Raw genomic sequence first — 26,852 nt, 5'->3', positions numbered from 1 at the left:
GGCCTCTGATCAATTTTTATCTGACTTAGTCAGCCGTCAACAGCGGCGGCTTTTTGGATGATAGCCGCGGGTTGCCGGGTTCTTCGATTTGAAGGTCCAGCTCGCCATCCTTGATGCCGACCTTGACGACACCGCCTTTGGCCAGTTTGCCGAACAACAGTTCTTCGGCCAGAGGTTTCTTGATGTTTTCCTGGATCACGCGGCCCAAGGGGCGCGCGCCCATTTTATCATCATAACCCTTGTCGCCCAGCCATGCTGCGGCCTCTGTCGACAGCTCGATCGTCACGTTGCGGTCCATCAACTGGGCCTCAAGCTGCAGAACGAATTTTTCGACAACCTGCAGAATGACCTCTTTCGGCAGTGGCGCAAAGCTGATTACGGCGTCCAGACGGTTGCGGAATTCAGGCGTGAAAGTGCGTTCGATCGCGGCTGTATCTTCACCTTCGCGACGGTCACGACCAAAGCCGATCGCAGCTTTTGCCTGTTCCGCGGCGCCGGCATTCGACGTCATGATCAGGATCACATTGCGGAAATCGACGGACCGGCCATTGTGATCGGTCAACGTGCCGTGGTCCATGACCTGCAGCAGGATGTTGAAGACATCCGGATGCGCTTTTTCGATCTCATCCAGCAACAACACACAGTGCGGGTGTTGGTCGACACCGTCGGTCAGCAGACCACCCTGATCAAAGCCAACATAGCCGGGGGGGGCACCGATCAGACGGCTGACAGCGTGCTTCTCCATATACTCCGACATATCGAAGCGCAGCAGTTCGACACCCAGGGTATCGGCCAATTGCTTTGCGACCTCGGTTTTACCCACGCCAGTTGGACCAGCGAACAGATAGTTGCCGATGGGTTTTTCAGGTTCGCGCAGACCCGCACGAGCCAGTTTGATCGCGCTGCTGAGCGCCTCGATCGCGGGATCCTGACCAAAGACAACGCGCTTCAGGCTGACTTCCAGGTCTTTCAGCACTTCGGCATCGTCTTTCGACACGTTCTTGGGCGGGATACGCGCGATTTTGGCAACCACCGCTTCGATCTCTTTCGCGCCGATGGTTTTGCGGCGCTTCGATTCAGCGACCAGATGCTGGGCGGCGCCCGCTTCGTCAATCACATCGATGGCTTTATCGGGCAGCTTGCGGTCATTGATATAACGCGCCGATAGTTCCACAGCGGTCTTGATCGCATCCGATGTGTATTTGATCGAGTGGTGATCTTCGAAATAGGGCTTTAACCCCTTCAGAATCTTCACCGCATCTTCAACCGATGGTTCGGTCACATCGATCTTCTGGAACCGGCGCGACAAGGCGCGGTCTTTTTCGAAATGCTGGCGGAATTCCTTATAGGTCGTCGACCCCATGCAACGCAGTTTGCCGCCCTGCAACGCAGGTTTCAGCAGGTTTGAGGCATCCATGGCCCCGCCCGACGTCGCACCGGCACCGATTACAGTATGGATTTCATCGATAAACAGCACCGCGTCAGGGTGGTTTTCCAGTTCGGTCACCACAGCTTTCAGACGTTCTTCGAAATCCCCGCGATAGCGTGTGCCGGCCAGCAATGCGCCCATATCAAGCGAATAAATCGTGGCATTTGACAGAACCTCGGGTGTTTCGCCCTGCACGATCTTGCGCGCCAGACCTTCGGCAATGGCGGTTTTACCAACGCCCGGATCACCGACCAGAAGCGGGTTATTCTTGCGACGACGGCACAGAACCTGAACGCAGCGCTCAACCTCGTGATCGCGACCGATCAGCGGGTCAACATCACCTTTGCGGGCTTTGGCATTCAGATCGACGCAATACTTGGCCAAGGCTGATTCTTTGCCCTCGCCCTCGGGTGCGGCGGCTTCTTCCTCCAGTTCAGTGGCACCGGTCACGGGGCGCGCTTCGCCAAAGGACGGGTCCTTGGCCACACCGTGAGCGATGAAATTGACCGCATCATAGCGGGTCATATCCTGTTCCTGCAGGAAGTAGGCCGCATTTGATTCGCGTTCGGCGAAAATGGCGACCAGCACATTGGCACCGGTCACTTCGGTCCGGCCCGAGCTTTGGACATGAATGGCAGCCCGTTGGATCACACGTTGAAACGCGGCCGTCGGAACAGCCTCGGACCCCTCGACGTCCGTCACCAGAGTCGACAGGTCATCTTCGATAAACTCAACCAGTGTTTTTCGCAGTGATTCAAGGTCAACACTGCACGCCTGCATGACTTTTGCCGCATCGGGTTCGTCAATCAGGGCCAACAGAAGATGTTCCAGCGTAGCCAGTTCATGGTTGCGGGCATTGGCCAGGGCCAGTGCGGAATGAATAGCCTGTTCCAGCGTGTTTGAGAATGACGGCACGGTTCTGTGCTCCTCTGATCGGGGTCGGGGTGGGGCATGGCCCCGTTACGACCGTGGCCTCTTAAGTGTTAAGGTTCGGTTGTTTTGCGAAACCTTCAAGAGTTTTTTCGTCGCGGCGGATCACTTTCTGGGCAAGGCTTGCAAAAACGCCCGCTTTCTTGGCAATGCCGTCGCGTCAACTGCGAATAAGCGCTGTCAGATGTCAGAAATTGTCTTTTTGCCGACGGATTTCGGCAAAAACCTGCGCCGCGCCTTGTTCTTTCATATGTATGGCATCCTGTACGACGGGCAAGTCCGCCCGCAAAAAGGGGTTTGTCTCAAGTTCATCTGACAGACGGGATGGGACGGTTGGGATGTTCTGACGTCGCAAATCGGCGATCTGTTCGACACGGGATATAAGGGCTGCGTTGTCCGGTTCAATAGTCAGCGCGAATTTTGCGTTGGCCTGCGTATATTCGTGACCGGAATAGACCATCGTTTCAGGTGGCAGCGCTTTCAGTTTCGACAGGCTGGTCCACATCTGTTCCGGCGTTCCTTCGAACAAGCGGCCACATCCAAGAGCCATCAGACTGTCTGCGGTGAAAACAGCATCGGACGAGGGGAAATAAAAAGCCAGATGCCCCAGGGTGTGACCGGATACATCCATCACCTGACACTGCGCACCACAGATGGTCAATGTGTCGCCGTCTTCAACCCCGTGGTCCAGACGCGGCAGACGTTCAACATCCGCCCGCGCCCCGATGACCTTGCAGTTATAGGTTTGGCGCAGTGGTTGGACGGCCTCGACATGATCATAGTGATGATGGGTGATCAGCAAATCCGTCAGGGTCCAGCCGTGTTTTTCCAGCGCAGCCTCAATCGGGGCCAGTTCAGGCGCGTCAACCAGTGCTGTTTCATCCGTATCCGGATTATGGATCAAAAAGGCGTAGTTATCAGTGCGACAGGGAACGGTCAGAATCTCAAGAGGCATGGCCTTTCCTTTTTCAACTGATAAGGTTGCCCCAAGGGTGCCCAATATATGAGACGCTTGCAATGCATCTTGATGTGCAGGATCTGAAATCTTTCTACTATCGCAGCCAGTTGGGCCGCGCCACACAGACGGTTCTGCGCAACCATCTGACACATTTCTGGCCCGAGGCGCACGGCCAGACCGTCGCGGGCTTTGGCTTTGCCGCGCCGCTGCTGCGCCCCTACCTGGGTGATGCGCGTCGGGTGCTCTGCCTGATGCCGGGGCCGCAGGGTGTGATGCCATGGCCTGGCGGGCAGGAAAATGTCAGCGTGCTGTGCGAAGAAATCCATTGGCCGATCCAGACCGGTCAAATCGATAAGCTGGTCCTGTTGCATGGGTTGGAAACCTGCGAACAGCCCTCGGCCTTGCTGGATGAATGCTTTCGCTGCCTTGGTCCGGGTGGGCGTGCGATCTTTGTCGTGCCCAACCGCGCAGGGCTTTGGTCGCGCAGTGACCGCACGCCTTTCGGCTATGGCAGGCCCTATTCACTGGGCCAGCTTGAGGCACAGTTAAAGCGCCATTCTTTTGCGATCGAACATTCGGTATCGGCGCTGTATCAGCCCCCGACCGAACGCAAATTCTGGCGCAAGACGGCATGGTTCTGGGAAGGTGCCGGTCAACGTATTCCTATTCTGGCCGCGGGCGGCATTCTGATGGTCGAGGTCAGCAAACAGGTCTATGCCCCCCGCAAACCGGGATTGCCCGCCGCCGTTTCCCGCCCACTTGAGGCACTGGACGGTCTGACCAGCCCCAGCCCCAAGCCCGCGTCACGCCAATGAGGTGGGTCATACGGATCATCGGCCACATTCTGATCGTGGCGGTTCTGACGATTGTGACCCAGATCGGTGGTATCGCCTGGCTGCTTGCACTGCTGATACGGCGCCGACTGCTGGCATTTCTGGTCATCTATACAGCGCTGAGTATTGGCGCGGCCTTCATCGCACCCCAGTTCGGACGCCAGCCTTTACGCTGCTTTGGTGATGCGGCACTGACCTCGGCCAGCCCGATCTATTGCGCGTTAAACAGGCACTATGTCACCCCTGAGATGGCCGATGTGGCGAATGATCTGGCGGGTCACATGGCCGCCCGTTTTCCCGGCGCGCAGACGCTGACCCTGGACGGCAGCTTTCCATTCTTTGACGGCTTCCCGCTGGCCCCGCACCTAAGCCATGATGACGGCGAAAAACTGGACCTGGCATTTTATTATGCGGACAACCGCCCGCCCTCAACCATCGGATACTTCGCGTTTGAGGATGGCGCGACCAACTGCCGTCCTGTCTGGCCGACCCTGAGATGGGACATGGGCTGGCTAAAGCCACTGTGGCGTGAGGCCACGTTTGATGCCGAGCGCACAAAAGCCGCATTGGAATGGCTGGCCGCCGATCCGCGAGTGTCAAAAATCCTGCTGGAACCGCACCTGAAAATCAGCCTTGGCCTGACATCCCCCAAAATCCGCTTCCAAGGCTGCCTCGCCGCACGGCACGACGATCACATTCATTTTCAGTTGTGATTTTACACGAACTGCGAGTCCGGGCCGACACTTGCTATGAACGGGGCGAAGCTGCTACTTCGTCCCAAACATCCGATCCCCGGCGTCCCCCAGGCCGGGCACGATGTACCCTTTATCATTCAGCTTCTTGTCCAGTGCGGCGGTGACGATTGGTACGTCGGGGTGCGCCTCTTTCATGCGGGCGACGCCTTCGGGCGCGGCCAGAAGGCACATGAAACGGATGTTCGTGGCCCCCGCCTGTTTCATCAGATCGACCGCGGCGGCCGATGAATTGCCGGTGGCCAGCATCGGGTCAACGGCGATCACCAGACGGTCTTCCAGCGCATCAGGCAATTTGCAGTAGTACTGAACCGGCTGCAAAGTCTCTTCATCGCGGTAAAGCCCCACGAACCCCACGCGCGCTGACGGGATAAGTTCCAGAACACCATCCAACAGCCCGTTACCGGCCCGCAGGATCGACACCAGCGCCAGCTTTTTACCTGCTAAAACAGGCGCTTCCATCTCGGTCAACGGGGTTTCAATCGTGCGATGCGCCAAGGGCAGTTCGCGCGTGATCTCATAGGCCAGAAGCTGGCTGATTTCGCGCAAAAGGCGCCGGAATTCAGCTGTTGAGGTTTCGCGTCGCCGCATCAGCGTCAGTTTGTGTTGCACCAGCGGGTGGGTGACAACGGTCAGGTGGTCAGACATCGGGCGGCTCCAGTCTTTTCATCAGGTCGGTTTTCAGATCATCACGACAAAAGGCCGCCTGCAACGCGGTTTTGTTCAGCTCAAGAAACACGCCGTCATCCCAGCCAAAAGTTTCGGCCAGGCGATCATATTCGTGGGTCATCGTGGTATGGAAAAACGGGGGATCGTCGGTCGAAACCGTCACCTTGACCCCTGCGCTATACAACTTTCCGATCGGGTGGCTGGCCCAATCGGGATACACACCAAGGGCCACATTTGACCCCGGGCAAACCTCAAGCACGATTTCACTTTCGGCCAGTTCATCCACCAGCGCGGGGTCCTCAATCGCGCGAACGCCGTGGCCGATCCGTTCGACGCGTAGATCACGGATCGTATCCCTGATCCCTTTTGGTCCGCGCCATTCGCCGGCATGGGCGGTCAGATGCAAATCCGCCTCGCGCGCCATGTCGAAGCTGTAGGCAAAATCAATGGGTTCACCGACCGTTTCAGCCCCCGCGATGCCAAAACCCACCAGCCAATCACTTGCCGTTTCCGCAGCACAAAGGGCTGCGCGCTTGGCCTGATCCGGGCCGAAATGACGGATGCAGGTGACAATCCCGCGCAGCACGATGCCGTGGGTGCGTTCCGCCTGATCTGCGGCCTCTTGAATGGCTTGCAGATATTCCCGCCAGGCCGCAACATCGCCACCCCCGCAGAAATCGGGTGACAGGAAGGTTTCGGAATAGATCACGCCATGTTTCGCACTTTCTTCCAGAACGGCTAGGGTCAGGCGATGATAATCCTCGGGCGTTTTCAGCGCTGCTGTCGCGGCTTCGTAAACTTCCAAGAAATGCGCGAAATCTGTGTGCGCGTAATGGCCGTTTTCATCAAATACGCCGTCCAGCCGCATCCCCTTTTCCTGGGCTAAACCACGGATAAAGGCAGGTGGTGCAGCGCCTTCCAGATGCAGGTGCAATTCGATCTTGTTCATAGAAAACTGCGCCCCGGTCCTTGGTTGGGAATACCCAGATGCATGGCGATGCTGGCCGCGACATCGGCAAAGCCAATCAGTCCGGCCTGACGTGGGATATTCCCCACCACAGGCACCCGTTCGCGGGTGTGATCAGTACCCGTCCAAGTCGGATCGTTGCCATGATCAGCGGTGAATATGATCAGATCATCAGCGCGCAAGTGTTCCAGCACACGCGGGATTTGAGCGTCGAACCATTCCAGCGCGCGAGCGTATCCGGCGACGTCGCGGCGATGGCCGTAAAGGCTGTCGAACTCGACAAAATTGGCGAAGATCAGGGCGTTGTCGGCGGCGGTTTTTGCCAGATCGATCAGGTGCTTCATTAGGTCAGCATCCGCGCCCTTGCGCACATCATCAATGCCCTGCATCGAAAAGATATCCCCGATTTTCCCGACCGCATGCACCGGATGCCCCGCGCCCTGAACCCAATCACATAGCGTAGGGCTTGGGGGTGCGACGGCATAGTCATGGCGGTTGGTGGTGCGGGTAAAGCCAACCTCAGGCGTGCCGACGAAGGGGCGCGCAATAACCCGGCCCACCTTCATCGCGTGCAGGGTCGGGGCCATGTCCTGACACAGCTGCAATAGCCGGTCCAGGCCAAAGGTTTCCTCATGCGCGGCAATCTGAAAGACGCTGTCGGCCGAGGTATAGCAGATGGGCCAGCCCGATTGCATATGTTCTGCGCCCTCTTCGACCAGTATCTGCGTGCCCGAGGCATGGCGGTTGCCCAGAATCCCGTCGACGCCCGCATGACGGCAGACTTCGGCCACCAGATCGTCGGAAAAACAAGGGATTTCATCAGGGAAATAATGCCAGTCAAACGGCACCGGCACACCGGCCAGTTCCCAGTGACCTGACGGGGTATCCTTGCCCTTCGACACCTCGGTCGCGGCGCCCCAAAGACCCTTGGGCGTTGCATTGAACCCCCGCATTTCCACGTCTGATGCCAGTCGCACCGCCGCCCCCAACCCCAATCGATCCAGATTTGGCATCTGCAATGGGCCGCTGCGCCCTTCGTCCGCGCGACCGGCCGCGCACGCCTCGGCAATATGGGCCAGGGTGTTCGCGCCGGCGTCGCCAAAGGCGTCGGCATCGGGTGCGCCACCACATCCGACACTGTCCATGACCACCAGAAACGCACGCGGCATCAGGATACCCTTTGATAGATTGTGGGCGGGATATCGGGTTCCGCGTCCCCCACGGTGATCGCGGCCTTCACCGCCGCCTCGGCCTGATCCGCGGCGGTCTCACTCGCTGCATGGATCATCATGACGGGCGTGGATCTATCGACAGGATCACCGAGGGATATGATATCAGAAAGCCCAACCGACGGATCGATCCGATCGCCTTCGCGCAAGCGTCCGCCGCCCAAACTGACAACAGCCTGACCCAGCGCCTGGCCGTCCATTGCGGTGATATATCCGTTTTCCTCAAGAAAGACCTCCCGCTGAACAGGGGCTGCGGGCAATCGGTCGTGCCAGCGTTCGACAAAATCACGTGGGCCGCCCAGCATCGCGATCATCTTCTGAAAACATTCAGCCGCGCTGCCGTCGAAAAAGCTGTCCATGACCTGCGTCGCGCCTTCGTCGGCATCATCGGCCAGCCCGGCGCTGGCCAGCAATTCGCCCGCAAGGGCGGCGGACAGATCGGGCAGCTCATGATCATGCTCATCCCCGGTCAGGGCCTGCATACACTCCATGATCTCAAGCGCGTTGCCCATGGATTTTGCCAGCGGCTGGTTCATGTCAGTGATCAGCGCAGTGGTCTTGCAGCCCGCGTCATTGGCCGTGTTCACAAGTGCCTCGGCCAGAGCTTGGGCATCCTCCATCGTTTTCATGAACGCACCACTGCCGACCTTGACGTCAAGCACCAGACCTTCCAGACCTGCGGCCAGTTTCTTGGATAGGATCGATGGCGTGATCAGGTCGATGCTGGCCACGGTTCCGGTGACATCACGCACGGCATAAAGCTTCTTGTCAGCAGGTGCCATATCGCCCGTGGCACTGACAATCGCGCAGCCGATTTCGCCCACGATCTTGCGAAACAGCGCCTCAGTCACTTCGGTTTTGACGCCGGGGATCGCTTCCAGCTTATCCAGCGTGCCGCCTGTGTGGCCCAACCCGCGTCCCGAAATCATGGGCACATAGGCCCCACACACAGCCAGGGCGGGCGCAATCAGAAACGACGTGCTGTCGCCCACACCCCCCGTTGAATGTTTGTCCAGAACCGGCGCATCCAGATCCCAGCGCAAAACCGTTCCGCTGTCGCGCATGGCTTTGGTCAATGCCACACGGCCTGTATCATCCAGCCCTTGCAGACAAAGGCCCATAGCAAAGGCGCCGGCTTGCGCATCAGACACAGCACCACTGGCCAGACCTGTGGCAAACCAGGTTAATTCATCGGCGCCAAGCCGTTTACCGTACCGTAAACGCTCAAGGATTTGATGTGCCTGCATCTTAGCTTTTTTCCATATGCTCAGTCGAAAAGGCACCGGGCAGCAATTCGGCAAGGTTTGTGACCTGTTCCTGTCCCTGTACAGTCAGCAAGATCACAGGCGTATCGGGGCCCCCGAATTCGGCCAGTTTCTGACGACACCCTCCGCAGGGGCTGATCGGCAGGGGGCTGTCGGCGATTACGACAACCTCGGTCAGTTTTGTTTCACCGGCGGCAACCATGGCGGCGATGGCGCCTGCCTCGGCACAAGTGCCTTCGGGATAAGCCACGTTTTCCACGTTGCACCCGGAATAGATCGCGCCCGAGGCACCACGCACGGCCGCCCCGACCTTGAAGTTCGAATAAGGTGCATAGGCTTTTTCGCGCACGGCCGTCGCTGCTTTTTTCAAAGACATACATCTGTCCCCCTGCGCCGACTTTGATCCGATGTCGCGCAGGATGCAACCCGGTCAAAGCTGCATCGTACTGTCACGGATAACCAGATGCGTTTCCAGCTGATAGCCCCGGACATCGCGGTCCTCTTCAATCGCGTTCAGCAGTTCCAAGGCCGCCCGCTGACCCATCTGATGCGCTGGTACCCGGACTGTGGTCAGGGCCGGATCCAGATCGGCAGACAGCGGCAGATCATCAAACCCCACAACGGCGATATCGCGCGGGACGGTCAACGCCTTTGCCTTGACCGACGACAGAACGCCATAGGCGATCACATCATTCCCGCAAATTATGGCGTCAGCACCCGATGACAGGATCCGGACGACAGCCTTTTTGGCCCATTGGACCGAATATCGCGTCTCAGCAAAGGCATGCAGTTTCAATCCGTGGTGGGCCAGTCTGGCCCGGACCCCCTGCACACGCTGTTGCGCCCGGTCGTTGCCCGCCTGCATCGCGGCCAGCATCGCGATTTTTCGATAGCCGCAATCCACCACATGATCGACCAGATCATACATCGCTTTCGCATTATCAAAACCGACGTTCGGCGCACCGGCGGCGGGATCATAAGCCCAGGCGCAGACGTGGCGCATAGCGGATTGCTGCAACAGATCACGCGCCTCGTCCATGCGGGTGTTGCCGACCAACAGCAACCCCTCGACCCCACGTTCGATCATCTGGCGGATCAGAAAACTTTCCTGCGCGGCATCATAGTTGGAAACCGAGATAAACAGGCCATAACCGTTCTGACGCGCTTCTTCCTCAAACGCGTTCATACCGGCCGCGAACATCGCATTGTTCAGGGTCGGAATAATGGCCCCCAGCGTATTGCTGCGCCGACGGGCCAGCGCCCGGGCCCCTTCGTTCGGAACATACCCAAGCTGAGCGATGGCCTGTTCCACCGTTTCACGCACCTTGGGCCGAACAAGCGATGATCCATTCAGCACTCGACTGACGGTTGCGGTGGACACATTGGCAAATCGCGCGACATCGGCCTGCGTGACCGGTCCGGTACCAGAATTTGCATTATCCCGCTTGTCAGTCATGGTTTTATGCTATTACACTCAATTGTAAGCGCATACAATAATATAGAAGGGGGATTCGCATGAAAATCGTTTTCGCTAATTCTGAAAGTCGCAAGGCCAGCGCGTGACCCGCTTGATGAACCGCTCGACCCTGACCGGGGCGATCACAGTTGTGGTTGTTTTTATGTTATGGTGGCTGCTGACCAGTGGCACGGGCCTGATCAATCCCCTGCGTTTCCCGTCCCCCGAAGGGTTCGCATCGGCGCTTGGGCGCATCTGGTCGGACGGCTATGCGGGCGGCACGCTGATGGAACACATCTGGCAAAGCCTGCGACTGGTGCTGATCGGGTTTCTGACCGCTGTTGTCGTTGGCATGCCGCTTGGCTTTCTGATGGGCTATGACCGGCGGATCGAAGCCTTTGTAAACCCGATTTTCCTGCTGTTGCGTCCCATTCCGCCTTTGGCGTGGATTCCACTTGCCATCGTCTGGTTCGGCCTGAACGATGCATCGAAGGTCTTTGTGATCTTTGTTTCCGCCTTTGTGCCATCGGTCATCAACACATATACTGGCGTCAGGAACGTACGGAAAACGCTGATCGAGGCCGCGCGCGTTCATGGCGCGACCGAGGCCCGCGTGATCAGCGAAGTTTATTTGCCGGACTCAGCCCCCATGATATTCACCGGCCTGCGCCTATCCCTGCAGGCCAGTTGGACAACGCTGGTGGCCGCCGAACTGGTTGGCGCTTTCCTTGGATTGGGCCGCGCGTTGCAGACCGCCTATCGTGATGTGAACACATCCATGATCCTTGTGACCATGGTCGCCATCGCCATCGCAGGCGCAATCACGACGATCCTTCTGGGTCACGTCGAAAAACGGGTCATCCGTTGGAGGGCCACGACATGAAGCGTCGTATTCCCCTGCTGGCCTATTCGATTGCCAGTCTGGTTCTGTTTTTTGGCGGATGGCAGGCAGTAGTGTCGGCCGGTCTGGTGTCCAGCTTTGTGCTGCCGTCGCCCATCGATGTGATCGACCGCACAATCACGATGATGATCCGACCCTTTGCAGGTGCCTTGTTGTGGGAACACGCACTGTCATCGATCGGGCGCTTTCTGGGGGGATTTGGCCTGGCAGCTGCAATCGGTATTCCCCTGGGCCTGATGATGGGCCGGTTCCGTCTGCTGGAAGACATTGTGACACCCCTGTTTGAAGGATATCGTTATGTTGCCCCGCTGGCCTGGGTGCCCTTTGCAGCACTTTGGTTCGGCACCGGCATCGGTGGCGCGATCATGGTTATTTTCACGGGGGCCTTTGCGCCCTGTGTCATCAACGCCTATCGTGGCGCGCGTCTGGTTGACCGTCATCTGATCGAGGCCGCACAAACCCATGGTGCCAGCGAGTTGCGCATCGGGTGGGAGGTTCTGTTGCCCGGCGCCTTGCCATCCATCGTCGCGGGCCTGCGCATATCCGCCGGGCTTGGATGGCAATCGCTGATCGGGGCGGAACTGATCGTTGTCAGTTCAGGCATCGGTTATGTGATGATCCAGGGGCAATCAAACCTAAGCCCCGAAACCGTTGTCACATCCATGCTGGTCATCGGACTGGTCGGACTGGCGATCGATTTTGGACTAAGAGCCGCAGAAACGGCCGTTCGCCGCAAGTGGGAGGGACAATGAGCGAGATTGTCATCGATAATATCACCAAGATTTTCGGCGAAGGCGGGGCCAAGCCCTTTACTGCAATCAAGGATGTCGATTTTCATGTGAAAGACAGGGAATTCATCTCGGTCGTGGGTCCGTCGGGTTGTGGCAAGACGACCCTGATGCGAATGGTGGCGGGGCTGGAAACGGTCAGTCGCGGTGAAATCCGCGTGGCGGGCAAACCTGTCAAAGGCCCGGGTCCCGACCGGGCGGTGGTTTTCCAGCAGTTTGCGCTGTTTCCATGGAAAACCGTAAGGGAAAATATCGTTTTCGGAATGCGGTCCAAGGGCGCCAGCAAGGCTGAACGGGACAAGGCCGTTCATCATTATCTGACCCTGATGAAGATGGAAGGGACCGAAGATAAGTACCCCCATCAACTGTCAGGTGGCATGCAGCAACGTGTGGCGATCGCCCGCAGTTACGCAACCGATCCGGGCGTTTTGCTGATGGACGAACCCTTTGGCGCGCTGGACGCCCAGACCCGAACAATCATGCAGGAAGAACTGGTGCGCGTCAGCAAGGATAATCCGCGCACCGTTATGTTCATTACCCACTCGGTAGAAGAAGCCGTCTATCTGGCCGACCGCGTGGTGGTGATGGGCCGCAACCCCGGCCATATCCGCGAGGTGATCGATGTCGCCCAGACGCGGCAGGCCGAAAAGTGGTCCGAAGAGCCCATCGACGATGTGATGGAAAAATCAAGCTTCACGCATCTGCGCGGACAGGTCTGGCGCCTGCTGCGCGAACAGATGGGCGATGACATGTAGGTCCAACCAGGGAGGATGACCGAAATGACTTTTAACTTCTTGAAAAGCGCAATGGTGGCGGGGGCGATGACCCTGCCGACAACAGCATTCGCGGCCGGGCACACGACCGAGGTTAACGTATCGTACCAGCCTGCGCTTTACTGGGCGTTGCCTTATTATATTGCCGACCAGAAGGGCTGGTGGGATGAAGTGGGGCTGTCGCCCAACTATTCGACATTCCCATCGGGTGCGCCTCAGGTCGCGGCAGCTGCGGCAGGTGACTGGGATGTGGGCGGCACCGGGTCTGCGCCTGCGGTTCTGGGGGCTGCGCGCTTTGACATCATCACCATCGGTATCACCAACAACGAATCCGCCGGAAACGCCATGATGGTGCGCGGCGCCGATGCCGAGGCCATTCGCGCCAACCCAGCCGAAGCGCTGCGCGGTCAGCAGTTGCTGGTCACGACGAATTCGACCGGTGAATATGCGTCAGCCGCCTGTATCGAAAGCTTTGGCCTGAACTACCCCGAGGATGTCGAGGTCGTGAACCTGAACCAGGGTGAAATCATCAGCGCATTTGCATCAGGCACCGGGGCTATGGCCGGTCTTTGGGCCCCGAATATCTATACGCTGGAAGCACGCGCTGGTGCGACACTGCTATGTTCGGGTCAGGATGCAGGCGCCATTGTACCCGGCGCCCTGATTGCACGCCGTGACTATGCCGAAGCGAACCCCGAGATGGTCGCGCGTTATCTGGCGGTGTTCCTGCGCGGTGTTCAGTACATCCGCGACAATAATGATGAAGCCGTGTCCATGATGGCTGATTTTTATGCACTGACCGGTGTTGAACTGGACGAACAGTACCTTCAGCGTGAAATCGACACACGTCCGATGTTTACACTGGACGAACAGCTTGAACTGATGGCGGGCGATAATCCGACTGCGGTTCAATGGTTCAATGGTCTGGGCGGTTACATGACATCGACCGGCACCCTTGAACAGGAACTGGATGCAGCCAGCTTTATTGATGCGCAATACATGCAGCTTGTTGCAGATACCCCTGAACTGGCCGCCTTTGCCCGCGGCGAATAACGTTTGTAGATAAAAAAGGAGACGACAAGGATGGACTACCTGAAGAAAGCCTCAAAGACAGCGGCGACCGGTGAGCGTGATGTGCGTGATACCGTGCAGTCCATCCTTGATGAGATTGAGGCGGGCGGAGATGATGCCGCCCGCCGATACGCAGCCAAGTTCGATGGGTTCGAAGGCGAGATTGTTGTGTCAGCCGAAGAACGGGCTGCTGCGTCTGGCAAAGTTAGTCAGAAACTGAAAGACGACATTCTGTTTGCCCGCGATAATGTGCGCCGCTTTGCCGAACAACAGCGCGCGTCGCTACGGGATACAGAATATGAGGTGGTCGAAGGCCTCATCGCCGGGCAAAAGCAGATCCCCGTGTCAGCTGCCGGTTGTTATGCGCCCGGTGGGCGGTACAGCCATGTCGCCAGTGCGATCATGACGGTGACAACGGCCAAGGTTGCGGGCGTGCCCCATGTGACGGCCTGTTCGCCCCCGAAACCGGGCGAAGGCATGAACCCCGCGATTCTTTACGCGCTGGATGTTTGCGGCGCAGATACAATCCTGAATTTGGGTGGCGTGCAGGGCATCGCGGCCATGGCGTTCGGTCTGTTTGGCACACCCCCTGCCCGCGTTCTGGCGGGCCCCGGCAATCAGTTCGTGGCCGAGGCCAAGCGCATTCTGTTCGGGCGCGTTGGCATCGATATGTTTGCAGGCCCCACCGAAAGCATGGTGATCGCCGATAAAACCGCCGATCCTGTCATTGTCGCATGGGATTTGGTCGGGCAGGCCGAACATGGGTATAACTCGCCCGTTTGGCTGATCTCGACCGATCTAGAACTCGCGAAAGAGGTCGAAAAACTGGTGCCGATGTTCATTCAGGAACTGCCTGAACTGAACCGCGAAAACGCTGTTCGGGCCTGGGATGAATATGGCGAAATCATCGTCGCGAAAGACCGGGATGAGGCCGCCAAGATCAGTGATGAATATGCCTCGGAACATCTTCAGGTGCAGGCAGACGATCTGGATTGGTGGCTGGCCAACTTGCAAAACTATGGATCGCTGTTTTTGGGCGAGGAAACGACCGTGGCCTATGGCGACAAGTGTTCCGGCACCAACCACGTTCTGCCAACCAAGGGGGCTGCGCACTACACCGGCGGTCTATCGGTGGGCAAATTCATCAAGACGGTGACATGGCAAAGGTCGACACGTGAAGCGAACCGCAGCATTGGCCAGGCTTGCGCTCGGATCAGCCGTCTGGAAGGGATGGAAGGCCACGCACGCACCGCAGATGTCCGCTTGGCCAAGTACTTCCCTGGCGAAAACTTCGATCTGTCTGCCGCTGACTGATGCGGCTTTTTGATCTGTCGGGGCGTGTAGCTGTTGTCACCGGTGCCTCATCCGGCATCGGTGCGCATCTGGCGGGCGCCTTGGCCGATCACGGGGCCCGGGTTGTGGCGGTTGCCCGGCGCGCCGATCAGCTTGAGGCACTGGCCAATGATAGGATCGCGGCCTGCCCCGCTGATCTGTTGCAGATCGACGATTGGGATACGCTGGCACGCGATCTGGCGGGTCCCTTTGGCCCGCCGCAGATCGTGTTGCATGCGGCTGGTGTGAATTTTCGCGAACCCGCCGAGCAGATCAGCAATGACAGTTGGGACAAGACTTTGGACCTGAATCTGAAGGTGCCCTTCTTCCTGTCGCGTGCGCTGATGCCCGCAATGGATGGCTGGGGGCGCATCATCACTTTTGCATCGCTGCAATCCAGCCGCGCCTTTCCAAACTCAATCCCTTATGGCGCGTCGAAAGGTGGCATCGCCCAACTGACCCGCGCCATGGCTGAGGCCTGGTCGCCCCAGGGCATCACAGTCAACGCCATCGCGCCGGGGTTCTTTCCGACTGAACTGACGGGGCCCGTCTTTTCCGATCCGGACCGCGCCGCCCGCAATGCCGCGCAAACCTGTATTGGTCGAAACGGAGTGCTGGATGATCTGACAGGGCCAGCGGTTTTTCTGGCCTCAGACGCGTCTGGTTATGTGACGGGCCAGGTGTTGCATGTGGACGGGGGGTTCACAGCGAAATGAGGGCCCTTGTTCAGACCGCCCCTAACGCCTTGGAAATGCAAGAGGTTTCTGAGCCCGAGAACAATGCCATCCGCGTGGCGTTCTGTGGGATATGCGGATCAGATATGCACGCCTATGCAGGCCATGATCCCCGCAGACCCACGCCTATCGTGCTGGGACATGAAGTCGCCGGATGGGATAGCGATGGTCGGCCGGTCACAGTTAATCCGCTGGTCACATGTGGCGTCTGTAAGTATTGCACGACGGGCCGCGACAACCTTTGCCCTGACCGCCAGATCTTGTCGATGCCCCCGCGGCCGGGCGGATTTGCTGAGGTTGTTTCTGCGCCAAAGGCGAACTGCGTGCCTGTTCTAGATGGTATCCCGCTTGAGGCCGCGTCGCTGACTGAACCGATTGCCTGCGGCTTGCATGCGGTTCGATTGGCCATGAACATCGCGCCGTTGGGTGAGGCGATGGTGCTGGGCGGCGGCGCAATCGGACTGGGTGCAGCTTTGTCACTGCGCGCGATGGGCGCGGATAGGGTGACGGTTGTTGAGCCAAATACGGACCGTGCAAAGCGTCTGATGGATTTGCCTGATGTAGATGTTCTGGATAGTCCGGTTATGGCCGACACAGTGATTGACGCCGTGGGCATTGATGCCACCCGCACCACCGCCTTTTCGCACGTGCGTCCCGGTGGTGTGATTGCCCATATCGGCCTGGGCGGGGGAAACGGCGGATTTGATCCGCGCTATGCGACGCTGCAGGAAATCACGTTTTTCGGTACTTACACCTATACCGCTGATGATTTTCGGGACACGGCCCAGGCGATTTTTGATGGGCGACTGCCCGTGAGTGATCACCTTGAGGCGCTAACCGAAACCCGCCCGCTGGAAGAGGGACCCAAGGCCTTTGCCGAACTGGCCTTGGGACAGGTTGCAGCGCCTAAAGTGCTACTTCAGCCTTAGGTCGGCCACCGCCCGGGCGTGGGTTTCAAAACCGGCAAACATGGCGGTCATTCGTTCGGTCACATCTGCAGGGGCGGTTTCCAGGGTACCCGCGTTCAAAGGTGGCTCGGGCGCGTATTCGGCCAGAAGCTGTATGCTTTGGGCGTATTCGGTACCGCGCAATTCCTTGATCATGGCCAGGCCGAAATCGATACCCGCCGTGACACCACCGCCTGTGATGCGGTTTCGGTCGCGAACGACGCGTTCGTTGACTGCGGTGGCACCAAAGGCATCCATGACGGACGCCGACAGCCAGTGGGTTGCGACCCGATACCCATCAAGCAGTCCGGCCTGACCCAGCAAAAGCGCCCCTGTGCAGACAGACGTGACATAGGACGCCGCCGCGCCCCGAGACGCCAGAAAATCGACCGTTTCCTGATCCTCCATCGCGTTCAATGTACCGCTGATACCACCGGGTACGAACAGGATATCAGGGCGATCATGGGCTTGTTCGAACGTGACATCCGGTAGAATTGTCAATCTGGTGTCACTGACAATGGGGTCCAGAGTTTTGGCAGCAACCTTTACAGTCGCGCCCCAAAGACTGCCAAACATGTACTGTGGCCCGACCAGATCCAGCGCAGTCATACCTGGATAGGCCAGCATGACAACCTGTTCATCGCCCACCCAGTCTTCGGGCCAGCCCGACATATCATGCAAGGGTGTGTCCAGATTTTCCCGAACTGATCCCGTTGGTAACGGTTGGTTCGCCTGTGATCGCAGCGTAGGTGCAGCTATCAAACCAAGGGCTGCGATGGCGGTAAAAGTGCGTCTGTCCATTTTGATATCCTTTTTCGATGATTTTGTGGCCCGGTGCCGGACCAGCCTTTTTGTCAGAGTGCTTTAGGTCGAAACCATCCAACCCTTTGAAAGATCAGCCAATCCAGGATTAGAACGATGATCAGGGATGCGCCCATCAACGGGAACAGGATCATCAGGGCGATGGCCAGTATGATCATTCCGGTTCCCAGCGATGCCTCAGGCGCTGCAGGCACGCCTAATGATCCCGCAGGCCGTCGTTTCCACCAGGCGACAAACCCTGACAGCGACAGGGCGACGCCCAGTATCGCTGCGATGGTGTTCTGGGCCAGATTCAACCAGCCGTAGGCTTCGCCCTGATGGAACGAAATACCCCAACTGACAGCCCTAGCGACGGGCGGATTATCAGCAAAATCAACACGGGCCAACACGGCGCCACTGTAGCGGTCGATGACCAGTTCGGTCTGATCGGTCCTGTTGGTTGAGGCGCTGCGGATCCAGAAGGCGTCATCGGCTTTACGGGGCGGACGCATTTCCAATGGATAAACCAGATCCTGGGCCCTTGCGGTCTCAATAACTTGTGCCCAAGGGATCGTATCCCCCTGGGACGCCAGGCTTTTCGGGGTGTCGCTGCCAAACCGCAGGCTTTTTGAGGATTGCCCGGTCGCCTGCTGCACGCGATCAAGACTGCCGCCCCAGATATCGGTCCATGGCAGACCGGAAATTATGATAGGAACGATCAAAATAGTGGCCAGCATACCGGTGAACAGATGTGTTTCGCGCCACCAGTTGCGTGTTTTGGGTGATCCGCGCGGCGGGCGTATGGCGTCGGACAGGCGGCGTGATCCACGCGGCCACCACAGGATGATGCCGGTGACAAACATGACCACAGCCCAATGTGCGGCCAGTTCTACAAACTTAGTGCCGAAATCGCCCAAAAGCAGTTCGCCATGTATCTTGCGGACGACCTGCATAGCCATTTCATCACGAGCGACACTACCTAGAATATTTCCGTCATATGGGTTGACCCAGGCCAATGAACGGACACCATCAGATGTATCATATTCGATGACGGTTGAGGTATCGTCGGCACCTGTCAGCGTGATGCCGCGGATGCGACCGACCTGTAGTGTGGCTGCCTGTTCTTCAAGCGATAGCGTGTCGTCCTGCGGGGTGACGGTCATGCGGTCGGCATAAAGCCAGGCTTCGATTTGTGGTTTGTACAGATAAATGCCGCCGGTCAGCGACAGCATTGCCATAAACGGCAAGACATAAAGTGAAGCGAGAAAGTGCCATTTCCATACCATGCGGTAAAGAGTGCCGCCATGTGCAGCATCACGCCGCTCGGGGCCCGAGGCGGAGATTTCTGTCATAGGTTTTCCTATCAGTATCGTTGAAAATTGAATGATTTCAGACGATCGCAGGGGGTCCCCTTTTGGGCGGCGGGCCATCCCAGACAGTTGTGGTTATGATTGTGCCGAGTGCCTTGGGCGGGCCGTCGGGCTGACCAATCAATCGCTGCCATGCAGACGGCGGTGCGGTCAGTTGCGCCTGCACAATGGCGGCAAGGCATGGACCGTGATCTTCGATCTCGGTTTCGATTGGATCACCGTTTTGGTCAAGAGTGACGGCCCGCAAGCCATCGCCCGTGCAGATCACAAAGGTCTGAAGCCCGACAGCTTCGCCGATGACGGCCCCCATACGCGGGACAAGAACGCCCAAGACGATACAGGCGATCAAAAGACCGCGGGGCAGCAATGCGATATGGGCAAAAAACCGGATCACGATAGCACTGTCGGTATCGCGCTGGTTCCCCGGCTGCAAGATGCAAAATCGTCCCGGCGACCCACCGTACGGTGGTATGAGAAGCTGTTTACCATTCGTTGATACTTCTTTTCGCAACCGAAGGCGCAGGGTCTTCGGATCAGGGATTTCCGTGCAAACGGCTAAGAGAAGGATAGCGCGCAGGCCTGTCCCTTGCGGCCTGAAAGGGGTTTTGATGAACAAAGCAATCACCGATGGGTTGGTCTTTATGCCGCCCGCATTCCAATTTGGTTTGGATCAATGGTCCAGCGGCGACGGAACGCCCGGATCGGATACGTATGACGGCGCTGCGAACGCGGCTTTTGTGCCGGCCGATCAGGACTTTGGCGGCTGTCTTGAGATGGTCAAGACCGAGTTGGACGTGCAGAAGCTGCGCTATATGGGGCAGACGCCGATTTTGCCGGGGTGCTATCTGCGAGTGACGGCCAGGATCAAGGCGATTGCGGGCAACCTGCCCAACGTTCGTATTGCCGGTTGGGCCGGGGATGCTGGCGGGTCGAATGTGACGGGACTGACCGCCGTGGGCCCGGCGACAAGTTTGACGCAATACGGTCAGGTGGTTGAGGTATCGGCGATCGTCGGAACCGGCACACGGGACGGCGTCGACATGCCGTGGAACAGTGACGTGGTTTATGGCCACTTCGGTCTGGATCTGACCGGACCTGCCGGGGGTGTTGTGCGGATCGATGATCTGATCATTGAAGATGTAACAAACCTGTTCCTGCGGGACATGATCGATATTGTCGACGTTCAGGATTACGGCGCAATTGGTGATGGCGTGGCCAATGACGCTGCGGCGTTTGAGGCCGCAGATCGGGCTGCCAACGGTCGGGTCATCGTGGTGCCAGAGGGAACATATCTGCTGGCCGATGACGTCACGATCGATTCCCGCATTCGGTTCGAAGGCCGTATTATCATGCCTGACGAAAACAGGTTGAACCTGCGCAAAAACTTCGATCTGCCAACCTATATCGAAGCCTTCAAGGACGAACGCCGGGCCTTCGAAAAAGCGTTTCAGGCGATGCTGAACAGCGGTGATCATGAAAGTCTGGATATGGGTGGTCGCCGGGTTCAACTGGATCGTCCGATTGATATGCAGGCGGCGGTCAACAATCGCGATGCCTATCAGATCCGTCGGGTGATCCGGAATGGCCAGTTGGACGCCCTATCCAGCAGTGGCTGGGACACGACCGAGGTCACATCAACCGCATCCTATTCGATACAGAACGACCGCATGCTGATAAATGTAGTGAATGTCGCAAACATTGAGGTGGGTTCACTGATCGAAGGCAACGGCGTGGGGCGTGAGGTTTACGTGGCTGATCGCAACATCGCAGCAGGCACACTGACGCTGACACAACCGCTTTATGGTGCAGCCGGTACCCAGACCTATACCTTCAAGCGGTTCAAGTATCTGTTGGATTTCCTGGGGTTTGAAAGATATTCCAGACTGGTTCTGGACAGCATCGAGCTGCAGTGTAACGGGCGCAGCAGTGGCCTGATCATGGCGAAGTCCGGCAGCATTTTTGAGATGCACAATTGCACGATCAACAAACCCAAGGATCGTGGGATCACATCAGCCGGTTCGGCCTGCCAAGGCATGATTATCGAGGCCTGCCAATTCTTGTCGAATGAGACCGCTTTGCGGGTTCAGGATCGGACAACGGTTGCGCTGAACGCCAATAAGAACGACGTCAAGCTGCGCAACAACCGCGCGATGAAGTTCAAGCACTTTGCGATGCTGTGCGGTGAAGGCAATCTGATTGTGGGCAATCACTGGTTTCAGGGCGATGACGAACCCGAAGGCGTTGCAATCGGTGGTCTTATCTTCACCACGCCAAATGTGAAATCGGCGATCACTGGCAATTACATCGATAACAACTTCATCGAATGGACCAACGAACACGATCCAACGCCTGAGTATAATTCACAGTTCTCATTCGGCGGGCTGACTGTTACGGGTAACATCTTTACCTGCAACGATGTATCAAGCGACTTCAGCTTCTTTGTAATCAAGCCCTATGGCGCGGGACATTTTGTGCACGGGCTGAACATGTCCTGCAATGTCTACAAATCGTTGAACAACAATATTCGGCGGATCGAAAAGGTGGACACCAGCTTTGCTGATCTGAACTATAACCGGCTGCGGAATATTTTGATTGAGGGGAATACCTATAACTCAGTCGATGAAGTCACACAGAACCCGGTATCCATCCGGCATGAACAGAATTCTGACCAGTCGGTCTGGCGGATCGATCTTGCGCCACATCTGCCATTTGGGGGTCGCGCACGTTGGTGTGAAAGTGTGGTTAACGATGGCCCGATCAGCAGCGGTAACACCACGATTTATTCGCAGCCCTATGTTGAACTGAGCCAAGGTGCATCAGGAAGCGAGATCGAATTGCGATGGCCCCAGAATTGTCGTGGCACGGTTATGCTGACCGCCCGCGTGGATAACCCGCTATAAGTCAAGAAGGGCTTTGCGGCATTTCGGTGCCGGTTCGAAAATGCGACACCTCAATGAAAAATCGAGGTGTCGTTTTTTATGTTGGTCTGTGACGGTGAACTTACTTTGCCAGATCAAACCGATCCAGGTTCATGACCTTGGTCCAGGCGGCCACGAAATCCTGAACAAAGCTCAGCCCGGCCTGATCTGTCGCATAAACCTCGGACAGGGCGCGCAGCTGCGAATTCGATCCGAAGACCAGATCGACCACGGTCGCTGTCCATTTCAGATCACCGGTTTTGCGATCCCGACCTTCCAACACTTCGTCGCTGTCCGGCGCGGGTTTCCATTCGGTGCCCATGTCCAGCAGGTTGACAAAGAAATCATTGGTCAGCGTGCCGGGGCGATCTGTGAAGACCCCGTGTTTTGAGCCGTCGGCGTTCAGGCCCAAGGCGCGCATGCCACCGATCAGCACTGTCATCTCAGGTGCGGTCAGTGTCAGCAGATTGGCTTTGTCGACCAGCAAATCGGCAGGTTCCCCCTGAACATCGCTGGCCAGGTAATTGCGGAAACCGTCGGCTTTGGGTTCAAGCACGGCAAAGGATTCGACATCAGTCTGTTCGTCCGTTGCGTCCGTACGCCCCGGTGCGAAAGGAACTGTGATATCATGCCCGGCGACCTTTGCAGCTTGCTCAATGGCGGCGCAACCACCCAGAACAATCAGGTCGGCCATCGATACTTTTTTCCCACCGGATTGAGCATCATTGAACGCCGTTTGAACGCCTTCCAACGCATTGAACACGCGGGACAACTGGTCGGGATTATTCGCCGCCCAGTCTTTCTGCGGGGCTAGACGGATACGCGCGCCGTTGGCGCCACCGCGTTTGTCACTGCCGCGGAAGGTCGATGCCGACGCCCAGGCTGTAGATGCAAGTTCCTGCAAGGAAAGACCTGTTTCCAGAATCTTCGCCTTAAGATCTGCAATGTCCTGATCGTCAATCAGATCGTGATCAACGGCGGGTACGGGATCTTGCCAGATCAACTCTTCGGCTGGCACCTCTTCGCCCAGATAACGGTCGCGCGGGCCCATATCGCGGTGGGTCAGTTTGAACCACGCGCGCGCGAAAGCATCGGCAAACTCATCGGGGTTTTCATGATACCGACGCGAAACCTTTTCATAGGCCGGGTCCATCCGCAGCGCCATATCGGCTGTCGACATCATAGTCAGCACGCGCTTGTCCGGATTGTGGGCATCGGGTGCCATATCTTTTTCGGCCACGTCTTTCGGGGCCCACTGCCAGGCGCCTGCGGGGCTTTTCACCAGTTCCCACTCATGGCCGAACAGCATGTCGAAATAGCTCATGTCCCACTTGGTCGGGGTCGGTGTCCAGGCGCCCTCCAGCCCGCTGGTGATCGTGTGCATGCCGCGACCACTTTCGAATGTGCTGGTCCAACCCAGACCCTGTTCCACGATTGTCGCACCTTCGGGTTCGGGGCCGACCAGGCCCGCATCACCCGCGCCGTGGCACTTACCAAAGGTATGACCACCAGCGACCAGGGCGACGGTTTCTTCGTCGTTCATCGCCATACGCGCAAAAGTTTCCCGAATATCACGGGCCGAGGCGACAGGGTCAGGTTCGCCATTGGGACCTTCTGGGTTCACATAGATTAGACCCATCTGGACAGCGGCCAGCGGGTTTGCCAGCTCACGATCGCCGGAATAGCGCGCGTCGCCCAGCCATTCGGCCTCAGGGCCCCAATAGATATCTTCTTCAGGTTCCCACACATCTTCGCGGCCACCGCCGAAACCGAATGTCTTGCCCCCCATCGATTCGATGGCACAGTTGCCCGCCAACAGCATCAGGTCGGCCCAGGAAATCTTGTTGCCGTACTTCTGCTTAATCGGCCAAAGCAGGCGGCGTGCCTTGTCCAGGTTGGCATTGTCGGGCCAGCTGTTCAGGGGCGCAAACCGTTGCGTGCCCGAAGCACCGCCACCGCGACCATCAGAAATACGGTAGGTGCCCGCGCTATGCCACGCCATCCGAATGAACAGCGGACCATAGTGCCCGTAATCCGCAGGCCACCAATCCTGCGAATCTGTCATCAGTGCATACAGATCCTCTTTCAGCGCCTTGAAATCGAGGCTTTCAAATTCTTTCGCATAGTTGAAATTTTTGGCCATCGGATTGGACGCAGGTGAATTCTGATGTAGGATTTTCAGGTTCAACTGGTTCGGCCACCAATGCTGATTTGCGTTGCTGCCCATGGCTTTGTTCCTGTTGGTACCGCCGAAAACAGGGCACTGACCTTTCTCTTCGAGTGGGGCTCCGTCCATGATAATCTCCGATTTGGTCTGCGTGAGCTGATACGTGGATGATGATCATCAGAGGAAAATCGTCAGGCCGCGATAGTCGAATGATCTGACATATTGATAACTCCGATGTTCAGTTAATAGTTTACCAGACGACAATCATAAGATTAAGTTGAATAAACTAATAGGTGCGATTAGTTTCCCTTATGAAGAATTTAACCCTGAAACAGCTTCGATATTTTGAGGCCCTGGCCCGGCACGGGCATTTCGGACACGCTGCGGCTGTCTGTTCCATTACCCAACCGGCTTTGTCAGTTCAGATCAAGGACCTTGAAGAAACCCTTGGCGCAACGCTGTTTGAACGCAGTGCACGGCAGGTCCGGCTGACAACACTGGGCGAAGAGTTTGCAGAACGCGTGCGCGATATTCTGCGGGCGGTCGATGAACTGGGCGATCTGGCACGCGCCTCGCAGGATGAACTGGCGGGCCGGCTGCGCATGGGCGTCATTCCGACGGTGGCGCCCTATCTGTTGCCTACGCTGATCAGCGAGCTGTCAAAAACGCATACCGAACTGGACATCTATCTGCGCGAAACGATTACCCCGAACCTGATCGAAGAACTGTCACGGGGCCGCCTGGACGCTGCGATTGTCGCCTTGCCCGTGTCCGAGCCATCCTTTACCGAGGTCGAATTGTTCAAGGAAAATTTCGTTCTTGTCAGGCCTATGGCAGATCAGAACAAACCGACCCCTGATCGCGACGCCCTGCGCGAAATGCGCCTGTTGCTGTTAGAGGAGGGCCACTGCTTTCGCGATCAGGCCCTGTCGTTCTGCAACATCCAATCTGCGCTGCCGCGTGAAATGCTGGAAGGCAGTTCGCTATCAACTCTGGTTCAGATGGTCAGCGTCGGCATAGGCGTCACATTGATCCCGGAAATGGCGCTATCAGTAGAACGACGATCAGCCGCCGTCTCGGTCGCCCGATTTAAAGAACCTCAACCATCGCGGACCATCGGAATGATCTGGCGCAAGACCAGCCCGATGGCAAAGCAACTGCTGCAACTGTCACAGGTCGTCCGACAATCCGCAGAGTTCCTGTATCTATCATCCGACAACATGCCCAAAGCGGGTATGCGATGACTGACAAAATCAGAAGCCCTTCGAGCAAGATAGATTAAAGTTTTGCGCGGCAGATCAAGAAACAAAGGGCTTACGTCGCCTTGTAATAAATCGGTTACATTTTGTCCCAGACAGGGGTTGAACCTGCTGACAACTTGGCATAACTAGCCACTGTTGGCGCGGGATGGAGCAGCCCGGTAGCTCGTCAGGCTCATAACCTGAAGGTCGTAGGTTCAAATCCTACTCCCGCAACCAACTTTATCGAACTTTTGGAGAGTTCATATTCATCTGCGCTTGAGGGATTGGCGGCGCTCAGCATTGCTATTATGTCGCCTTCTATGTCGATACAGTGGTGTTTGGATTGCCTATCGTATTGTACTTCGATGCGCTGTATCATCGAACGAAGTTCTTCGCCCGCTCTTCCAGAAATTGCTTCCTTTGCCAGTGTCTTCGCAAGATCATCAATGTATGTGCGATAGAGGGCTGGAAGATTTGATGGAAACGGAACTTCACTTGAACTAATAGCTTCTCGTCTGGCACGCTTTTCCTCCAGTTCACATTGAAGTGCCTTCAAACGGTCGTTCAAAGCAGGAGCAAAGGCGCCATTCTCGATCGCTGATATGATATGTCGAAGCTTGTCCTCAGTCTCTCTTATGCTTTTGTCACCCTGAGAGATAACATTTTCTAGATCTTTATTATAGCTTCGGATATGTGATTTGAATTCTTTTACAAATATTTCAAAGGCTTTTGGCTCCAGCAATTTATCGCGGAGACCGGTCAAAACAAGTTTTTCGACCTCGGTTTGTAGTATCCCTTTGAAGCCCACACAGACTGCCGGACCTTTTTCTTTTGCGTTCGCACAATAGTAACGCCTTCTAGCGCCGCTACCTGCAATAGTGAGTTTACCACCACACTGACCACACTCCAATAACCCCGACAGCAGATATTTTTTGCGCCGCAGAGCTTGGTTAAGGTCGAGTTTTTCCCGGGTCGAGGGAGATGACTTAGAGTTATTTGCTTCATAGTTCGCTTGACGTTGCTTAACGGCGTCCCACATCTCGTCAGATATAATTCTCAGATGCGGCACTTCGAAAACTTGTGTCCGTCTTCAGAGTTTTTCGGAGAACTGAGGCTGTTTGGTAGTGGAGGCTCTGGTTCAGTTTCAGTTTCAGTTTCAGTTTCAGTTTCAGTTTGAGTTTCAGTTTGAGTTTGAGTTTGAGTTTGAGTTTGAGTTTGAGTTTGAGTTTGAGTTTATGCGGCAGCTGATTGGTGCTGCAAGCGACGTGTTTGGATTGTCTTCTTTTTGATCTCCTCTCTCATTTTCAGGATCTTTGCGTCG

General features: G+C 57.0%; 25 protein-coding genes and 1 tRNA gene. 13 read left to right on the top strand and 13 right to left on the bottom strand.

All coding sequences use genetic code 11. The features are described from left to right. Window positions 1-25 precede the first annotated feature (25 nt). Both clpA and gloB read right to left on the bottom strand, forming a co-directional pair. Complete coding sequence (gene clpA, locus H7848_RS13740) at window positions 26-2,344, bottom strand: ATP-dependent Clp protease ATP-binding subunit ClpA (RefSeq protein WP_208352512.1); 2,319 nt, start codon at window positions 2,342-2,344, stop codon at window positions 26-28. Window positions 2,345-2,546: 202 nt separating this feature from the next. Continuing rightward, window positions 2,547-3,314, bottom strand: coding sequence for a hydroxyacylglutathione hydrolase (gene gloB, locus H7848_RS13735; protein ID WP_208352510.1), 768 nt, complete (start codon window positions 3,312-3,314; stop codon window positions 2,547-2,549). Window positions 3,315-3,376: 62 nt separating this feature from the next. On the opposite strand from gloB, the gene H7848_RS13730 reads away from it, so the two are divergent. Both H7848_RS13730 and H7848_RS13725 read left to right on the top strand, forming a co-directional pair. Beyond that, window positions 3,377-4,132 (top strand): methyltransferase domain-containing protein, encoded by a 756-nt coding sequence (locus H7848_RS13730; protein WP_208352507.1) that lies wholly within the window; start codon window positions 3,377-3,379, stop codon window positions 4,130-4,132. Beyond that, on the top strand, window positions 4,129-4,863 hold the full coding sequence (locus H7848_RS13725; protein ID WP_208352504.1) for a hypothetical protein: 735 nt from the start codon (window positions 4,129-4,131) through the stop codon (window positions 4,861-4,863). The genes H7848_RS13730 and H7848_RS13725 overlap by 4 nt, the downstream gene beginning before the upstream one ends. Before the next feature lie 54 nt (window positions 4,864-4,917). Here the strand turns inward: H7848_RS13725 and upp are convergent, their stop codons facing one another. Genes upp through H7848_RS13695 form a run of 6 tightly spaced genes read right to left on the bottom strand, consistent with a single transcriptional unit; the run spans window position 4,918 to window position 10,488 of the window. Then, entirely contained in the window at window positions 4,918-5,550 is a 633-nt protein-coding gene (upp, locus tag H7848_RS13720; protein ID WP_208352501.1) for a uracil phosphoribosyltransferase, read from the bottom strand. Next, the gene (locus tag H7848_RS13715) at window positions 5,543-6,520 is read right to left on the bottom strand and encodes an adenosine deaminase (RefSeq protein ID WP_208352499.1); all 978 of its coding nucleotides are present in this window, start codon (window positions 6,518-6,520) and stop codon (window positions 5,543-5,545) included. Before H7848_RS13715 ends, upp begins: the two co-directional genes overlap by 8 nt. Next, entirely contained in the window at window positions 6,517-7,707 is a 1,191-nt protein-coding gene (locus H7848_RS13710; RefSeq protein ID WP_208352496.1) for a phosphopentomutase, read from the bottom strand. The genes H7848_RS13715 and H7848_RS13710 overlap by 4 nt, the downstream gene beginning before the upstream one ends. Further along, a complete protein-coding gene (locus H7848_RS13705; protein WP_208352494.1) occupies window positions 7,707-9,014 on the bottom strand; it encodes a thymidine phosphorylase in 1,308 nt (435 codons plus the stop codon). Before H7848_RS13705 ends, H7848_RS13710 begins: the two co-directional genes overlap by 1 nt. A gap of 1 nt (window position 9,015) precedes the next feature. Further along, window positions 9,016-9,441: a cytidine deaminase gene (locus H7848_RS13700; protein WP_419555512.1), complete on the bottom strand. Its 426-nt coding sequence runs from the start codon at window positions 9,439-9,441 to the stop codon at window positions 9,016-9,018. A 21-nt stretch (window positions 9,442-9,462) separates the two neighbouring features. After that, complete coding sequence (locus H7848_RS13695; protein ID WP_208352490.1) at window positions 9,463-10,488, bottom strand: LacI family DNA-binding transcriptional regulator; 1,026 nt, start codon at window positions 10,486-10,488, stop codon at window positions 9,463-9,465. A 115-nt stretch (window positions 10,489-10,603) separates the two neighbouring features. Here H7848_RS13695 and H7848_RS13690 point away from each other — a divergent pair, with 115 nt between their 5' ends. The 7 genes from H7848_RS13690 to H7848_RS13660 are packed head-to-tail and all read left to right on the top strand — an operon-like array spanning window position 10,604 to window position 17,016. Continuing rightward, window positions 10,604-11,371 (top strand): ABC transporter permease, encoded by a 768-nt coding sequence (locus tag H7848_RS13690; RefSeq protein ID WP_208352488.1) that lies wholly within the window; start codon window positions 10,604-10,606, stop codon window positions 11,369-11,371. Then, entirely contained in the window at window positions 11,368-12,141 is a 774-nt protein-coding gene (locus H7848_RS13685) for an ABC transporter permease (protein ID WP_208352485.1), read from the top strand. The genes H7848_RS13690 and H7848_RS13685 overlap by 4 nt, the downstream gene beginning before the upstream one ends. Then, on the top strand, window positions 12,138-12,932 hold the full coding sequence (locus H7848_RS13680; protein ID WP_208352482.1) for an ABC transporter ATP-binding protein: 795 nt from the start codon (window positions 12,138-12,140) through the stop codon (window positions 12,930-12,932). Before H7848_RS13685 ends, H7848_RS13680 begins: the two co-directional genes overlap by 4 nt. A gap of 24 nt (window positions 12,933-12,956) precedes the next feature. Next, entirely contained in the window at window positions 12,957-14,003 is a 1,047-nt protein-coding gene (locus H7848_RS13675) for an ABC transporter substrate-binding protein (RefSeq protein WP_208352479.1), read from the top strand. A gap of 30 nt (window positions 14,004-14,033) precedes the next feature. After that, a complete protein-coding gene (gene hisD / locus H7848_RS13670) occupies window positions 14,034-15,335 on the top strand; it encodes a histidinol dehydrogenase (RefSeq protein ID WP_208352477.1) in 1,302 nt (433 codons plus the stop codon). Beyond that, window positions 15,335-16,069, top strand: a complete 735-nt coding sequence (locus tag H7848_RS13665; protein ID WP_208352476.1) for an SDR family NAD(P)-dependent oxidoreductase — start codon at window positions 15,335-15,337, stop codon at window positions 16,067-16,069. The genes hisD and H7848_RS13665 overlap by 1 nt, the downstream gene beginning before the upstream one ends. Beyond that, window positions 16,066-17,016 (top strand): zinc-dependent alcohol dehydrogenase, encoded by a 951-nt coding sequence (locus H7848_RS13660; RefSeq protein WP_208352475.1) that lies wholly within the window; start codon window positions 16,066-16,068, stop codon window positions 17,014-17,016. Before H7848_RS13665 ends, H7848_RS13660 begins: the two co-directional genes overlap by 4 nt. Here H7848_RS13660 and H7848_RS13655 read toward each other — a convergent pair. The 3 genes from H7848_RS13655 to H7848_RS13645 are packed head-to-tail and all read right to left on the bottom strand — an operon-like array spanning window position 17,002 to window position 19,638. Beyond that, a complete protein-coding gene (locus tag H7848_RS13655; protein ID WP_208352473.1) occupies window positions 17,002-17,835 on the bottom strand; it encodes a DJ-1/PfpI family protein in 834 nt (277 codons plus the stop codon). The genes H7848_RS13660 and H7848_RS13655 overlap by 15 nt on opposite strands. Before the next feature lie 53 nt (window positions 17,836-17,888). Next, window positions 17,889-19,187, bottom strand: coding sequence for a PepSY-associated TM helix domain-containing protein (locus H7848_RS13650; RefSeq protein ID WP_208352470.1), 1,299 nt, complete (start codon window positions 19,185-19,187; stop codon window positions 17,889-17,891). 37 nt (window positions 19,188-19,224) lie between these two features. Next, window positions 19,225-19,638 carry a hypothetical protein gene (locus tag H7848_RS13645; protein ID WP_208352469.1) on the bottom strand — a complete coding sequence of 138 codons (414 nt, stop codon included), beginning with the start codon at window positions 19,636-19,638 and terminating at the stop codon, window positions 19,225-19,227. A gap of 175 nt (window positions 19,639-19,813) precedes the next feature. Here H7848_RS13645 and H7848_RS13640 point away from each other — a divergent pair, with 175 nt between their 5' ends. Continuing rightward, on the top strand, window positions 19,814-22,105 hold the full coding sequence (locus tag H7848_RS13640; protein WP_208352467.1) for a glycosyl hydrolase family 28-related protein: 2,292 nt from the start codon (window positions 19,814-19,816) through the stop codon (window positions 22,103-22,105). Window positions 22,106-22,205: 100 nt separating this feature from the next. Here H7848_RS13640 and katG read toward each other — a convergent pair whose 3' ends face one another. Further along, window positions 22,206-24,419: a catalase/peroxidase HPI gene (gene katG / locus H7848_RS13635; RefSeq protein WP_208352465.1), complete on the bottom strand. Its 2,214-nt coding sequence runs from the start codon at window positions 24,417-24,419 to the stop codon at window positions 22,206-22,208. Window positions 24,420-24,601: 182 nt separating this feature from the next. On the opposite strand from katG, the gene H7848_RS13630 reads away from it, so the two are divergent. Next, the gene (locus H7848_RS13630; protein WP_208352464.1) at window positions 24,602-25,534 is read left to right on the top strand and encodes a hydrogen peroxide-inducible genes activator; all 933 of its coding nucleotides are present in this window, start codon (window positions 24,602-24,604) and stop codon (window positions 25,532-25,534) included. Between the two features lie 157 nt (window positions 25,535-25,691). Continuing rightward, window positions 25,692-25,768, top strand: a tRNA-Met gene (locus H7848_RS13625). Here the strand turns inward: H7848_RS13625 and H7848_RS20330 are convergent. Continuing rightward, a complete protein-coding gene (locus H7848_RS20330; protein ID WP_208352625.1) occupies window positions 25,725-26,570 on the bottom strand; it encodes a recombinase zinc ribbon domain-containing protein in 846 nt (281 codons plus the stop codon). The two genes, H7848_RS13625 and H7848_RS20330, sit on opposite strands and share 44 nt — an antisense overlap. Before the next feature lie 85 nt (window positions 26,571-26,655). On the opposite strand from H7848_RS20330, the gene H7848_RS13615 reads away from it, so the two are divergent. Next, complete coding sequence (locus H7848_RS13615) at window positions 26,656-26,820, top strand: hypothetical protein (RefSeq protein ID WP_208352462.1); 165 nt, start codon at window positions 26,656-26,658, stop codon at window positions 26,818-26,820. Window positions 26,821-26,852: the final 32 nt, after the last annotated feature.

It is taken from the genome of Pseudaestuariivita rosea (assembly GCF_017592335.1).
Lineage (GTDB): Bacteria > Pseudomonadota > Alphaproteobacteria > Rhodobacterales > Rhodobacteraceae > Parasulfitobacter > Parasulfitobacter rosea.
The sequence above is the reverse complement of the archived record's forward strand: the minus strand, read 5'-3'. Positions and strand labels throughout refer to the sequence as shown.